Annotated in this window: 9 protein-coding genes and 1 riboswitch; of the genes, 7 read left to right on the top strand and 2 right to left on the bottom strand. The window is 72.4% G+C overall.

The window, feature by feature from the left end; all coding sequences use genetic code 11:
• The first annotated feature begins 36 nt into the window (after positions 1–36).
• Positions 37–1,203 (top strand): citrate synthase/methylcitrate synthase, encoded by a 1,167-nt coding sequence (locus QC282_RS13545; protein ID WP_279549558.1) that lies wholly within the window; start codon positions 37–39, stop codon positions 1,201–1,203.
• A 154-nt stretch (positions 1,204–1,357) separates the two neighbouring features.
• On the top strand, positions 1,358–2,551 hold the full coding sequence (locus tag QC282_RS13540; RefSeq protein WP_279549557.1) for a GTP-binding protein: 1,194 nt from the start codon (positions 1,358–1,360) through the stop codon (positions 2,549–2,551).
• Here QC282_RS13540 and QC282_RS13535 read toward each other — a convergent pair.
• Complete coding sequence (locus QC282_RS13535; protein WP_279549556.1) at positions 2,548–5,001, bottom strand: DNA topoisomerase IV subunit A; 2,454 nt, start codon at positions 4,999–5,001, stop codon at positions 2,548–2,550. The two genes, QC282_RS13540 and QC282_RS13535, sit on opposite strands and share 4 nt — an antisense overlap.
• Positions 5,002–5,270: 269 nt before the next feature.
• Here QC282_RS13535 and QC282_RS13530 point away from each other — a divergent pair, with 269 nt between their 5' ends.
• The 4 genes from QC282_RS13530 to QC282_RS13515 all read left to right on the top strand — a co-directional run bounded on the left by QC282_RS13530 (position 5,271) and on the right by QC282_RS13515 (position 10,144).
• A complete protein-coding gene (locus QC282_RS13530; RefSeq protein ID WP_279549555.1) occupies positions 5,271–6,626 on the top strand; it encodes a pitrilysin family protein in 1,356 nt (451 codons plus the stop codon).
• The gene (locus QC282_RS13525; RefSeq protein ID WP_279549554.1) at positions 6,623–8,011 is read left to right on the top strand and encodes a pitrilysin family protein; all 1,389 of its coding nucleotides are present in this window, start codon (positions 6,623–6,625) and stop codon (positions 8,009–8,011) included. Before QC282_RS13530 ends, QC282_RS13525 begins: the two co-directional genes overlap by 4 nt.
• A gap of 225 nt (positions 8,012–8,236) precedes the next feature.
• Positions 8,237–8,404: riboswitch (cyclic di-AMP (ydaO/yuaA leader) on the top strand.
• Between the two features lie 12 nt (positions 8,405–8,416).
• Positions 8,417–9,193, top strand: coding sequence for a M23 family metallopeptidase (locus tag QC282_RS13520; RefSeq protein WP_279549553.1), 777 nt, complete (start codon positions 8,417–8,419; stop codon positions 9,191–9,193).
• Between the two features lie 255 nt (positions 9,194–9,448).
• Positions 9,449–10,144, top strand: a complete 696-nt coding sequence (locus QC282_RS13515; RefSeq protein ID WP_279549552.1) for a GntR family transcriptional regulator — start codon at positions 9,449–9,451, stop codon at positions 10,142–10,144.
• Between the two features lie 212 nt (positions 10,145–10,356).
• Here QC282_RS13515 and QC282_RS13510 read toward each other — a convergent pair whose 3' ends face one another.
• Positions 10,357–10,638: an HPr family phosphocarrier protein gene (locus tag QC282_RS13510; RefSeq protein WP_014675499.1), complete on the bottom strand. Its 282-nt coding sequence runs from the start codon at positions 10,636–10,638 to the stop codon at positions 10,357–10,359.
• Between the two features lie 200 nt (positions 10,639–10,838).
• Here QC282_RS13510 and QC282_RS13505 point away from each other — a divergent pair, with 200 nt between their 5' ends.
• Positions 10,839–13,709 (top strand): bifunctional GNAT family N-acetyltransferase/acetate--CoA ligase family protein, encoded by a 2,871-nt coding sequence (locus tag QC282_RS13505; protein WP_279549551.1) that lies wholly within the window; start codon positions 10,839–10,841, stop codon positions 13,707–13,709.
• Positions 13,710–13,719 lie beyond the last annotated feature (10 nt).

The following is a 13,719-nucleotide window of genomic DNA, read 5'->3' as shown; positions in this document are numbered from 1 at the left end:
ACCATGGACAGTCGAATCAAGTCCAGGGAGGTCATCATGTCCGTCAGCAGGTCCGAAGCAACTCTTGTCGACGTTCCGCGGGGACTCGCCGGCGTCGTCGTCACCGACACCCGCGTCGGGGACGTCCGAGGGCACGAGGGCTTCTACCACTACCGCCAGTACTCGGCCGTCGAACTCGCGCGGAGCCGTTCCTTCGAGGACGTCTGGCACCTCCTCGTGCACGGCGAACTGCCCGGCGCCGCGCGCGGTGCGGCCTTCGCCGCCGAGACCGCGGCGCTGCGCCGGCTGCCGGACGAGGTGCGGGCGGTGCTGCCCGCCGTCGCGGCGGCCGGCGGACGCTCCGGCCCGCTCGCCGGCCTGCGCACGGCCCTGTCCCTGCTGGGCGCGGCGAAGGGCTTCCGCCCGGTCTACGACATCGACGCCGGGCAACGCCGGCGGGACACCCTCGTCGCCGCGGCGGCCGTACCGACGCTGCTCACCGCGCTCCACCGACTGGGCAAGGGACGCGAACCGGTGGAGCCGCGCGAGGACCTGTCGTACGCGGCCAACTACCTGTACATGCTGACCGGTTCGGAGCCGGACGAGGAGCGGGCCCGGGCGATCGAGCAGTATCTGATCTCAACTATTGATCACGGATTCAATGCATCAACATTCACGGCACGGGTCATCGCGTCCACGGGCGCGGACGTGGCGGCCTGCCTGTCGGGCGCGGTGGCGGCACTGTCGGGCCCGCTGCACGGGGGTGCGCCGAGTCGCGCACTGGACACCCTGGACGCCATCGCCACGCCCGACCGCATCGACTCATGGATCCGTGAACGGGTCCTCGCCGGTGAGCGCATCATGGGCTTCGGGCACGCCGTGTACCGCACGGAGGACCCGCGCTCCCGGATGCTCCGGGAGGTCGCCCTGCGGTTCGGCGGCCCGCGCGTGGGGTTCGCCGTGGAGGTCGAACGCCGCGTCGAGGCGATCCTCGCGGAACTGAAGCCGGGCCGCGAACTCCACACCAACGTCGAGTTCTACGCGGGCGTGGTCATGGAACTGTGCGGCCTGCCCCGCGAGATGTTCACGCCGACGTTCGCGGCGGCGCGGACGGTGGGGTGGAGCGCCAACGTGCTGGAACAGGCGGGCGACTCCAAGATCATCAGGCCGGCGGCCCGGTATGTGGGGCCGCGGGCACCGGAGCCGGTACCGGCCGCCGGCTGACACCTGCGAGCGGCCGGGACCACCGACACCCGCGCCGGTGCCGGCCACGGCCGAACGGTGATCCTCCCGGCTCGTATCCTGGGGCGGCATCATTCCCCGTGCGTGCGCCGCAGACGTGAGCCGGTGCACGCGTAGGCGTCAGAGAGGTCGCACGTTGGGTCAGAGTCCGCGTCCGCAGATCCCGGTCGTCGTCCTCGCCGGGTTCCTCGGCTCCGGGAAGACCACCCTGCTCAACCATCTGCTGCACCGCAGCGGAGGCAGCCGTATCGGCGCCGTCGTCAACGACTTCGGCGCCATCGAGATCGACGCGATGGCCGTCGCCGGCGCCCTCGGCGACTCGACCGTCTCGCTCGGCAACGGCTGCCTGTGCTGTGCCGTCGACGCCAGTGAGCTGGACGAGTACCTGGAGCGCCTGGCCCGCCCCGAGGCCGGTATCGACGTCATCGTCATCGAGGCGAGCGGCCTGGCCGAGCCGCAGGAACTCGTGCGCATGGTGCTGGCGAGCGAGAACCCGGCCGTGGTCTACGGCGGGCTCGTCGAGGTCGTGGACGCCGCCGAGTTCGACGACACCCGCGCCCGGCACCCCGAGCTCGACCGGCACCTCTCGCTCGCCGACCTCGTCGTGGTCAACAAGCTCGACCGCGCGCCGGACGCCGAACGCGTCCTCGGCCTCGTGCGGTCCCTGGTCGACCGCGCCGCCGTCGTCCCCGCGACCTACGGCCGCGTCGACCCCGAGTTCCTCTTCGACTGCCGGCCCAGCGAGGAACGCATCGGGCAGCTGTCCTTCGACGACCTGCACGAGCACGACGAGCACGACGAGCACGGCCCGCTCGGCCCGGACACCCACGCCGGGCACCTGCACGCCGCCTACGACAGTCTGTCCTTCGTGTCCGACGTGCCCCTCGACCCGCGCCGGCTCATCGCGTTCCTCGACAGCCGGCCCGAGGGGCTGTACCGGATCAAGGGATACGTCGACTTCGGCGCGTCCGACAGCCGCAACCGGTACGCCGTGCACGCCGTCGGCCGGTTCCTGCGCTTCTACCCCGAGCCGTGGCCCGCCGCCGAGGAGCGCCTCACCCAGCTCGTCCTCATCGGCTCCGGCATCGACACCCGCGCCCTCGGCAAGGAGCTCGACGCCTGCCGCAGCGACCCCCCGCACACCGCCGACGAGCACGGCATGTGGGGCGTCCTGCGCTACGTACAGCACCCGGACGACCAGGATCCGCACGGCCAGGACCCCGACCTGACGGAACCCGGCCTGACGGAACCCGGCCTCGCGGGTCCGGCCGGCCTCGCGTCCCCGGGTGAGGACCCGGACAGCCCGGGCCCCCACCGCCTCGTTCCCTAGATCGGCCCTGCCACCACCGACACCGTCTTCGGCAGGGACACGCCCGAGCCGTCGCGGCGCGGGTCCATGTCCGGGAGCTCGGCCGGGGTGCCGTTCTTCTGCGCGGCCCGCGCCGGGGCCGGGCCCGCCCAGGCCAGCGACAGGCAGTCCTCGCCCTTCAGGAACCGCTGGCAGCGCACGCCGCCCGTCGCGCGGCCCTTGCGCGGGAACTGGTCGAACGGGGTGAGCTTCGCCGTCGTCTGCACGGAGTCGTCCAGCGTGCCCCGCGAGCCCGCGACCGTGAACACCACCGCGTCCGCCGCCGGGTCGACGGCCGTGAAGGAGATGACCTTCGCGCCCTCGGCGAGCTTGACGCCCGCCACCCCGCCCGCCGGACGGCCCTGGGGGCGGACCTGCGAGGCCTGGAAGCGCAGCAGCTGCGCGTCGTCCGTGATGAAGACCAGGTCCTCCTCGCCGGTGCGCAGTTCCACCGCGCCGACGATCCGGTCGCCCTCCTTGAGCCCGATGACCTCCAGCTCCTCCTTGTTGGCCGGGTAGTCGGGCACCACGCGCTTGACGACACCCTGTTCCGTGCCGAGCGCGAGGCCCGGCGACGACTCGTCCAGCGTGGTCAGGCAGATCACCGTCTCGTCGTCCTCCAGGGACACGAACTCGGCGAGCGGCGCGCCGCCCGAGAGGTTCGGCGTCGGCATCTCCTGCGGGAGCTGCGGCAGGTCGACCACGTTCAGCCGGAGGAGGCGGCCGGCCGAGGTGACCACGCCGACCTCGCCGCGGGCCGTGGCGGGAACGGCCGAGACGATCACGTCGTGCTTGACGCGCTTGGCCTTGGCGTCCTCCTGGAAGGGCTCGCTGTTCGCCGTGCGGGCCAGCAGGCCCGTCGAGGACAGCAGGACGCGGCACGGGTCGTCCGCGACCTGGAGCGGCACGGCGGCCGGGGCGCCCGCCGACTCCAGCAGGAGCGTGCGGCGGTCGGTGCCGAACTTCTTGGCGACGTTCGCCAGTTCCGTCGAGACGAGCTTGCGCAGCTCCGCGTCCGAGTCGAGGATCCGGGTCAGCTCCTCGATCTCCGCGTTCAGCCGGTCCTTCTCCGCCTCCAGCTCGATGCGGTCGTACCTGGTGAGCCGGCGCAGCGGCGTGTCGAGGATGTACTGGGTCTGCACGTCGCTCAGCGAGAAGCGGTCGATCAGGCGCTGCTTGGCCTCGGCGGAGTTGTCGCTGGAGCGGATCAGGCGGATGACCTCGTCGATGTCGACCAGGGCCGTCAGCAGACCCTCGACCAGGTGCAGCCGGTCGCGCTTCTTGCCGCGGCGGAACTCCGAGCGGCGGCGCACCACATCGAAGCGGTGGTCGAGGTAGACCTCCAGCAGTTCCTTCAGGCCCAGGGTGAGGGGCTGGCCGTCCACCAGGGCGACGTTGTTGATGCCGAAGGACTCCTCCATCGGCGTCAGCTTGTAGAGCTGCTCCAGGACCGCCTCCGGCACGAAGCCGTTCTTGATCTCGATGACCAGGCGCAGGCCGTGCTGGCGGTCGGTGAGGTCCTTGACGTCGGCGATGCCCTGGAGCTTCTTCGAGCCGACCAGGTCTTTGATCTTGGCGATGACCTTCTCGGGGCCGACCGTGAAGGGCAGCTCCGTGACGACGAGGCCCTTGCGGCGCGGTGTCACGTTGTCCACGGTGACCGTCGCGCGGATCTTGAACGTGCCGCGGCCGGTCTCGTAGGCGTCCCGGATGCCGGACAGGCCGACGATGCGGCCGCCGGTGGGCAGGTCGGGGCCCGGGACGTGCTTCATCAGGGCGTCGAGATCCGCGTTCGGGTGGCGGATCAGGTGGCGGGCGGCGGCGATGACCTCGCGCAGGTTGTGCGGCGGCATGTTCGTGGCCATGCCGACCGCGATGCCGGACGCGCCGTTCACCAGGAGGTTCGGGAAGGCGGCGGGCAGGGCGACCGGCTCGCGCTCCTGACCGTCGTAGTTGGGCGCGAAGTCGACCGTGTCCTCGTCGATGGACTCCGTCATCAGGCTGGTGGCCTCGGCCATCCGGCACTCGGTGTACCGCATGGCGGCCGGCGGGTCGTCGTTGCCCAGTGAGCCGAAGTTGCCGTGGCCGTCGACCAGCGGGACGCGCATCGAGAAGGGCTGCGCCATGCGCACCAGCGCGTCGTAGATCGACGCGTCGCCGTGCGGGTGCAGCTTGCCCATGACCTCGCCGACGACACGGGCGCACTTCACGTAGCCCCGCTCGGGGCGCAGGCCCATCTCGTTCATCTGGTAGACGATGCGGCGGTGCACCGGCTTGAGGCCGTCGCGTGCGTCCGGCAGGGCGCGGGAGTAGATGACCGAGTACGCGTACTCGAGGAAGGAGCCCTGCATCTCGTCGACGACGTCGATGTCGAGGATCTTCTCCTCGTACGAGTCGTCGGGCGGCGGGGTCTTCGTACTACGGCGGGCCATCGCTGCCGGCTCCTTGCTGAAGCAGTGAACGGACGGATCTGACGCGGACCATTGTGGACCGAGGCACTGACAGCGACCGACCAGGACCCGAGACGGCGCCCCGGCCCGGCGCTGCCCGCAGGTTACGCCCTCCCGCGGCGCAACCCCGTTCTCGCTGTGGGCGTACAGCGCCGCGGGAACTTCGCGGAGGCTCCGCACGCTTGCATACAGTGGCAGGACCGGCAGCATTCTGCGGTTTCCATGCAGTTTCCGCGATCGAAGGGACGTACATGCCCATGGGTCACACGGCCACAGCCCAGGCAGGCTCCGGCGGCCTGACAGCGACCGAGCACCGCCTGGCCAACGGCCTGCGCGTGGTGCTCTCCGAGGACCACCTGACCCCGGTCGCCGCGGTGTGCCTCTGGTACGACGTCGGCTCGCGCCACGAGGTCAAGGGGCGCACCGGCCTGGCTCACCTTTTCGAGCACCTGATGTTCCAGGGCTCCGCCCAGGTCAAGGGCAACGGTCACTTCGAGCTGGTGCAGGGCGCGGGCGGCTCGCTCAACGGCACGACGAGCTTCGAGCGGACCAACTACTTCGAGACCATGCCCGCCCACCAGCTGGAGCTCGCCCTGTGGCTGGAGGCCGACCGCATGGGCTCCCTGCTGGCCGCCCTCGACGACGAGTCGATGGAGAATCAGCGTGACGTCGTCAAGAACGAACGCCGCCAGCGCTACGACAACGTGCCCTACGGCACGGCGTTCGAGAAGCTGACCGCCCTCGCCTACCCGGAGGGCCACCCCTACCACCACACGCCGATCGGTTCCATGGCCGACCTGGACGCGGCGACGCTGGAGGACGCGCGCGCGTTCTTCCGCACCTACTACGCGCCCAACAACGCCGTGCTCTCCGTGGTCGGCGACATCGACCCCGAGCAGACGCTCGCCTGGATCGAGAAGTACTTCGGCTCCATTCCCGGGCACGACGGCAAGCCCGCCCCGCGCGACGGCACGCTGCCGGACGTCATCGGCGAGCAGCTGCGCGAGGTCGTCGAGGAGGAGGTCCCCGCGCGTGCGCTGATGGCGGCCTACCGCCTCCCGCAGGACGGCACACGCGCGTGCGACGCGGCCGACCTGGCGCTGACGGTCCTCGGCGGCGGCGAGTCGTCGCGCCTGTACAACCGGCTGGTGCGCCGGGACCGTACGGCTGTCGCGGCCGGCTTCGGCCTGCTGCGGCTGGCCGGGGCGCCCTCCCTGGGCTGGCTGGACGTGAAGACGTCCGGCGACGTCGAGGTGCCGGTCATCGAGACCGCGATCGACGAGGAGCTCGCCCGGTTCGCCGAGGAGGGCCCCACGGCGGAGGAAATGGAGCGCGCCCAGGCCCAGTTGGAGCGCGAGTGGCTGGACCGCCTCGGCACGGTCGCGGGCCGCGCCGACGAACTGTGCCGGTTCGCGGTCCTGTTCGGCGACCCGCAGCTCGCCCTCACCGCCGTGCAGCGCGTGCTCGACGTGACCGCCGAGGAGGTCCAGGAGGTCGCCAAGGCCCGCCTGCGCCCCGACAACCGCGCGGTGCTCGTCTACGAGCCGACGGCGCCCGAAGCCGACGCGACCGACGCCACCGACGAGAACGAGGAGACGGCCAAGTGACCGACCTGGCCCCCATGGACTTCCACCCCCGTCCGCAGGGCGGCGAGCCCAAGCCCTGGGCCTTCCCGGCACCCGAGCGCGGCACGCTCGACAACGGCCTGACGGTTCTGCGCTGCCACCGCCCCGGCCAGCAGGTCGTCGCCGTCGAGGTGCTCCTGGACGCGCCCCTGGAGGCCGAGCCCCAGGGCCTGGACGGCGTCGCCACGATCATGGCGCGCGCGTTCTCGGAAGGCACCGACAAGCACTCCGCCGAGGAGTTCGCCGCCGAGCTGGAGCGCTGCGGCGCCACACTCGACTCGCACGCCGACCACCCCGGTGTGCGCCTCAGCCTGGAGGTGCCCGCCTCCCGCCTGGCCAAGGGGCTCGGGCTGATCGCCGACGCCCTGCGGGCGCCCGCGTTCGCCGACAGCGAGGTCGAGCGGCTGGTCCGCAACCGCCTCGACGAGATCCCGCACGAGCTGGCCAACCCCGCGCGGCGGGCCGCCAAGGAGCTCTCCAAGGAGCTGTTCCCGGCGGACTCGCGCATGTCGCGCCCGCGCCAGGGCACCGAGGAGACGGTCGCCGCCGTCGACGCGGCGGCGGTGCGCGCCTTCTACGAGCGGCACGTCAGGCCCGCCACCGCCACGGCCGTGGTCGTCGGCGACCTCACCGGCACCGACCTGGACGCCCTGCTCGGCGACACGCTCGGCGCGTGGACCGGCTCCCCGGCCGCCGCCCGTCCCGTGCCGCCGGTGACCGCCGACGACACCGGCCGCGTCGTCATCGTGGACCGCCCCGGCGCCGTCCAGACGCAGCTGCTCATCGGCCGCGTCGGCCCGGACCGCCACGACCGCGTGTGGCCGGCGCAGGTGCTCGGCACGTACTGCCTGGGCGGCACCCTCACCTCCCGCCTGGACCGCGTCCTGCGCGAGGAGAAGGGCTACACCTACGGTGTGCGGTCGTTCGCGCAGGTCCTGAGGTCCGCCCCGGACGGCTCGGGCGCCGCGATGCTCGCCATCAGCGGCTCCGTCGACACCCCGAACACCGGCCCGGCCCTGGAGGACCTGTGGACGGTGCTGCGCACGCTCGCCGAGGAGGGGCTCACCGACGCCGAACGCGACGTCGCGGTGCAGAACCTGGTGGGTGTCGCGCCGCTCAAGTACGAGACGGCGGCGGCCGTGGCGAGCACGCTGGCCGACCAGGTCGAGCAGCACCTGCCCGACGACTACCAGGCCACGCTGTACCGGCAGCTCGCCGCGACCGGCACCGTGGAGGCCACCGCGGCGGTCGTCAACGCCTTCCCCGGGGACCGGCTGGTGACGGTCCTCGTCGGTGACGCGGCGCAGATCAAGGAGCCCGTCGAGGCGCTCGGCATCGGCGAAGTCACCGTGGTGTCCGCGGAGTAGGACGCGCGCGAACGGCGCGTCGGAGGCACGCCCGAACCAGGTGCCCTGGTGGCTGAAGCGCCACCAGGGCACCTTTATGCCGGAATTGGCATGGATTGCGGGAGAGGTTGCCTGTCTGACCTGTGGCATGCGCTACAAAAGCCATGCTCCGTTTGGGATTTGAAAGATGTCCCGTTTAGCGTCATCCGGGCTGTCCGTCAGGCACCACGCCGCACCCGCGGCACCGGACAGTCATCGCCGAGTCCCCGGACGGCGCGAGCCAGGGGAGCCGGGGACCCACCATCACAGTCCCTGGGGTGAATCGGACGCCCGCGCGTGCCGCGAGGGGGTCCGTAGGAGACCTTCCTGCTCCGAACCCGTCAGCTAACCCGGTAGGCGAGAGGGAAGGAAAGGACAAGCCTCTACATGGCGTTCACTCGCGCCACCGGGAAGCACCGTCGTCCCAGCCGAATGCAGCGCTCCACCGCCCGCGCGGCGGGTGTGGCGGCACTCGCCACCACCGGCGTCGTCGGCACCCTCGCGGCCCCGGCCCTCGCCGCCGGAACCGCCGCCGAGCACACCGGTCTCACCCCCGTCGTCAGCATCGGCGACACGGTCGCCGACCGGATCGAGGCCCAGGCCGCCGCCCAGCGGCACGCCGCCGAGGTGGCCGAGGCGGAGCGCAAGGCCGCCGAGGAGGCCCGCGAGAGGGCGGCTCGGGCCGCCGAGGAGGCCGCCGAACGGGCCCGCGAGGCCAAGGAGCGCGCCGCCCGCGAGGCCGAGCGCAAGCGCCTCACCACCTACGTCTCCCCGATCGCCGGTTCGTACGTCTCCACCGGCTACAAGAGCGGCGGCGCCGTCTGGTCCTCCGGCAGCCACACCGGCGTCGACTTCCACGCGGCCGGCGGCACGCCCGTCCGATCGGTCGGCACGGGCACCGTCGTCGAGGCCGGCTGGGGCGGCGCGTACGGCAACCAGATCGTCATCCGGATGAACGACGGCACGTACACCCAGTACGGCCACCTGTCGTCCATCGGCGTCTCGGTGGGCCGGCAGGTCACCCCGGGCACGCAGATCGGGCTGTCCGGCGCGACCGGCAACGTCACCGGGCCGCACCTGCACTTCGAGGTGCGGACGTCCCAGGAGTACGGCTCCGACATCGACCCCGTCGCCTACCTCCGCTCGCACGGCGTGGCCGTCTGAGGCGTCCGAAAGCCTCGGCGCGTCCGCCTGACGGCAGGCGTCGGCGGCCGCCCCCGGCGCCCGTCCGACGGCGGACGTCGCGATTCCGCCCGGCCCCGGCTCACCAGCCGGGGCTTTCGGCGTTCCGGGCGGCCGTACGTCCAAAAACTTTCCATGGATTTCGACCCGCCGTCGGAAATTCCGGCTCATTGCAATAGAGTCACGGAACACGCGTCCATCGTCGACGTTTCACGGGGATTAAGGCGGAGGTCGGTCATGCGTATTCCGGCGCATTCGGTGTGCACGGCGATCCGGGACGACATCGTCGCGGGTGTCTACGAGCGCGGCAGCCGGCTCACCGAGGAACTCCTCGCCCGCCGCTACGGCGTCTCACGCGTCCCCGTCCGCGAGGCCCTGCGCACCCTGGAGGCCGAGGGATTCGTGGTGACCCGGCGGCACGCGGGCGCGTGCGTGGCGGAACCGACCGAGCAGGAGGCCGCCGACCTGCTGGAGATGCGGCTGCTCCTGGAACCGCTCGGCGCCTCCCGGGCCGCCCAGCGGCGCACCGAGGCCCATCTGAAGGTGCTGCGCGGCCTGGTCCGGCTCGGCCAGGAGCGCGCCCGGCGCGGCAACAGCGACGACCTGCGCTCCCTGGGCGGCTGGTTCCACGAAACGCTCGCCCAGGCCTCCGGCAGCCAGGCGCTGGCCTCGATGCTGACCCAGCTGCGGCACAAGATCGCGTGGATGTACGCGGTGGAGGCGCCCGCCAGCCCCACGGAGTCCTGGGCGGAGCACGGCGCGATCGTCGACGCCGTGGCCCGCGGCGACAGTGAGCGCGCGCGGGCCGTCACGGCGCTGCACGCCGAGCGTTCCGGCGCCGCGCACCGGCTGCGGTTCGCTTCCCGGGGCGAGCGCCCGGACCGTGTGAGGAACTCGCAACATTCCGTAAACACGGCGAGCCTGCGCTATTAACACGGGCGCCGTATACAAAGGAAAGATATTCGGCGAAGGGCTGTTCGGCGTGCCCTTTTCTCGCGCGGCGTGAATTTCCGTCGCGCTGTTTCCGCGTGCCTGTTTCGGAGCGCCGCGCTCCGGCCCCGTCAATCAATGAACCGTGCCGTAATAACGGCGGAGCCGTGCCCGCCGGAAAGCGGGCACGGCTCCGCGCAACTGCGCTCGGTTGCTCAGACGGTCTCGGGAAGTTCCTCAAGACCCTCGGAGACCAGCTTCGCCAGACGGTCCAGGGCGGCGTCGGCACCCTCGGCGTCGGAGGCGAGGACGATCTCCTCACCGCCCTGGGCGCCGAGACCCAGGACGGCCAGCATGGACGCCGCGTTGACGGGGTTGCCCCCGGCCTTGGCGATCGTCACCGGGACGCCTGCGGCCGTGGCGGCTCGGACGAAGATGGAGGCGGGGCGGGCGTGGAGACCCTCGGCCCAGCCGACGTTGACGCGGCGCTCAGCCATGTGATGCTGCCCTTCAGGTGTTCAGGGTTGTCTAGACCAGTTTCCCATATCGTGAAGCATGCCCCGGGCGGCGCTGCGCACCGTTCGGGGACGACTCCGGACCGCGGCCTCGGCCCGGTGTGCCGTCATTGTCCTCGTGGTGGCTGTCCTCCGCAGACTGCCTCGCGCCGTTGTCGTACGCGAGCCGTACTCTGGGGCCCATGCAGACCTCGTCGGACCGGCACGAGTACCCCGCCCACTGGGAGGCCGACGTGGTGCTGCGCGACGGGGGCACCGCGCGCATCCGGCCCATCACCGTCGATGACGCCGAGCGCCTGGTCAGCTTCTACGAGCAGGTCTCCGACGAGTCGAAGTACTACCGCTTCTTCGCGCCCTACCCGCGCCTGTCCGCGAAGGACGTCCACCGCTTCACGCACCACGACTTTGTGGACCGGGTGGGACTCGCGGCCACCGTGGGCGGCGAGTTCATCGCCACCGTACGCTACGACCGGATCGGCGCCGACGGCACGCCCGCGTCCGTCTCCGACGAGGCCGAGGTCGCCTTCCTCGTGCAGGACGCCCACCAGGGCCGAGGCGTCGCCTCCGCCCTGCTCGAACACATCGCGGCCGTCGCCCGGGAGCGCGGCATCCGCCGCTTCGCCGCCGAGGTGCTGCCCGCCAACTCCAAAATGATCAAGGTGTTCACCGACGCGGGCTACACCCAGAAGCGCAGCTTCGAGGACGGCGTCGTCCGCCTGGAGTTCGACCTCGAACCCACCGACCGCTCCCTCGCCGTGCAGTACGCGCGCGAGCACCGCGCCGAGGCCCGGTCCGTGCAGCGGCTGCTGACGCCCTCCTCGGTCGCCGTCATCGGCGTCGGCCGCACCCCCGGCGGAGTGGGCCGCAGCATCCTCGGCAACATCCGGGACGGCGGCTACACCGGCCGCCTGCACGCCGTGAACCGGGCGCTCCCGGACGGGCAGAAGGACATCGACGGGGTCCTCGCCCACCGCTCGGTGGCCGACATCGGGGAGCCGGTCGACCTCGCCGTCGTCGCCGTGCCCGCCGAGCACGTGCCGCGGGTCGTCACCGAGTGCGGCGAGCACGGCGTGCGGGGACTCGTCGTGATCTCCGCCGGGTACGCCGAGAGCGGGCCCGAGGGCCGCGAGCGCCAGCGGGAACTCGTGCGGCACGCGCGCGCGTACGGCATGCGGATCATCGGCCCGAACGCCTTCGGCATCATCAACACCTCCGCGCGCGTGCGGCTCAACGCCTCCCTCGCCCCCGAGATGCCCAGGCCCGGCCGGATCGGCCTGTTCGCCCAGTCCGGCGCCATCGGCATCGCCCTGCTGTCCCGGCTGCACCGGCGCGGCGGCGGCGTCACGGGCGTCACGGGCGTGTCGACCTTCGTCTCCTCCGGCAACCGCGCCGACGTCTCGGGCAACGACGTCCTGCAGTACTGGTACGACGACCCGGACACCGACGTCGCCCTGATGTACCTGGAGTCGATCGGCAACCCCCGCAAGTTCACCCGCCTCGCCCGGCGCACGGCCGCGGCCAAGCCGCTCGTCGTGGTCCAGGGCGCCCGGCACGGCGGCGCGGCCCCGCCCGGACACGCCGTACGGGCGACCCGGCTGCCGCACGCCACGGTGTCGGCGCTGCTGCGCCAGGCCGGCGTCATCCGCGTCGACACGATCACCGAACTGGTCGACGCGGGCCTGCTGCTCGCCCGGCAGCCCCTGCCGACCGGACCGCGCGTGGCGATCCTCGGCAACTCCGAGTCGCTCGGCCTGCTGACCTACGACGCGTGCCTCGCCGAGGGCCTGCGTCCGCAGCCGCCCCTGGACCTGACGACCGGCGCCGGCCCGGAGGACTTCCGCATGGCGCTGGCCCGGGCGCTCGCCGACGACACCTGCGACGCGGTCGTCGTGACCGCAATCCCCACGGTCGGCGAGGACTCCGCGGGGGACGCGGCGCTGGCCGAGGCCCTGCGGTCGGCCGCCGCGACGGTGCCGTACAAGCCGGTGCTCGTCGTGCACGTGGAGCTGGGCGGCCTCGCGAACGCCCTCTCGGCCGCCGCCAGCACGGCACCGCAGGCCGCCTCCGGCACCCCGTCGCCGCCCCCGGCCTCCACCACGGGGGAACCCGCCGCACCCCCGGCCCCCGCCACGAGCGGACCCGCCGCACCTCCGGAACCCACCACCGGCGAGCCGGCCGCACCCGCCGACTCCCGCCTCATCCCGGCCTACCCGGCCGCCGAGCGCGCGGTGCGAGCCCTGGCCGAGGCCGTCCGGTACGCGCAGTGGCGGCGGGACGCCGCCGACCCCGGCAAGGTGCCCGAGTTCGAGGACATCGACGAGAAGGGCGCCGCCGAACAGATCGACGGCCTCCTCGCACGTGCGCAGGGCTTCACGCTCGGCATGGAGGAGACCTGCGAACTGCTCGGCACGTACGGCATCCACGTCCACCGAGCCCTGCCCGCCCCCACGCCCGACGAGGCGGTCGCGGCGGCCCGCGCCCTCGGTTACCCGGTCGCCCTCAAGGCCACCGCCCCGCACCTGAGGCACCGCGCCGACCTCGGCGGCGTACGCCTGGACCTCGCCGACGAGGAGCAACTGCGCCGGGCGTACGCCGAGTTGACAGAGCTGTTCGGCACGCCGGAGGAGTTGCGCCCGGTGGTGCAGCGGATGGCACCGCGCGGCGTGGACACGGTGGTGCGGGCCGTGATCGACCCGGCGGCCGGCGCCGTGCTCTCCTTCGGGCTCGCCGGGGCCGCGTCCCAGCTGCTCGGAGACACCGCTCACCGGCTGATTCCGGTCACCGACCGCGAGGCGACGTCCCTGGTGCGGTCCATCCGGACGGCGCCGCTGCTGTTCGGCTGGCGCGGCTCCACCCCGGTCGACACCCCCGCGCTGCAGGAATTGCTACTGAGAGTGTCTCGCCTGGTGGACGACCATCCCGAGGTCGTCGCGGTCACCCTGGAGCCGGTCGTGGTCGCCCAGCAGGGCCTGAGCGTCCTGGCCGCCTCAATACGCCTGGCCCCGCCCCCTGCCCGGGACGACCTGGGGCCCCGTACCCTTCCGGCGTACTGACCGGAACGAC

Origin of the sequence: Streptomyces sp. DH24, assembly GCF_029813775.1 — a bacterium.
Taxonomy (GTDB): domain Bacteria; phylum Actinomycetota; class Actinomycetes; order Streptomycetales; family Streptomycetaceae; genus Streptomyces.
The sequence above is the reverse complement of the archived record's forward strand: the minus strand, read 5'-3'. Positions and strand labels throughout refer to the sequence as shown.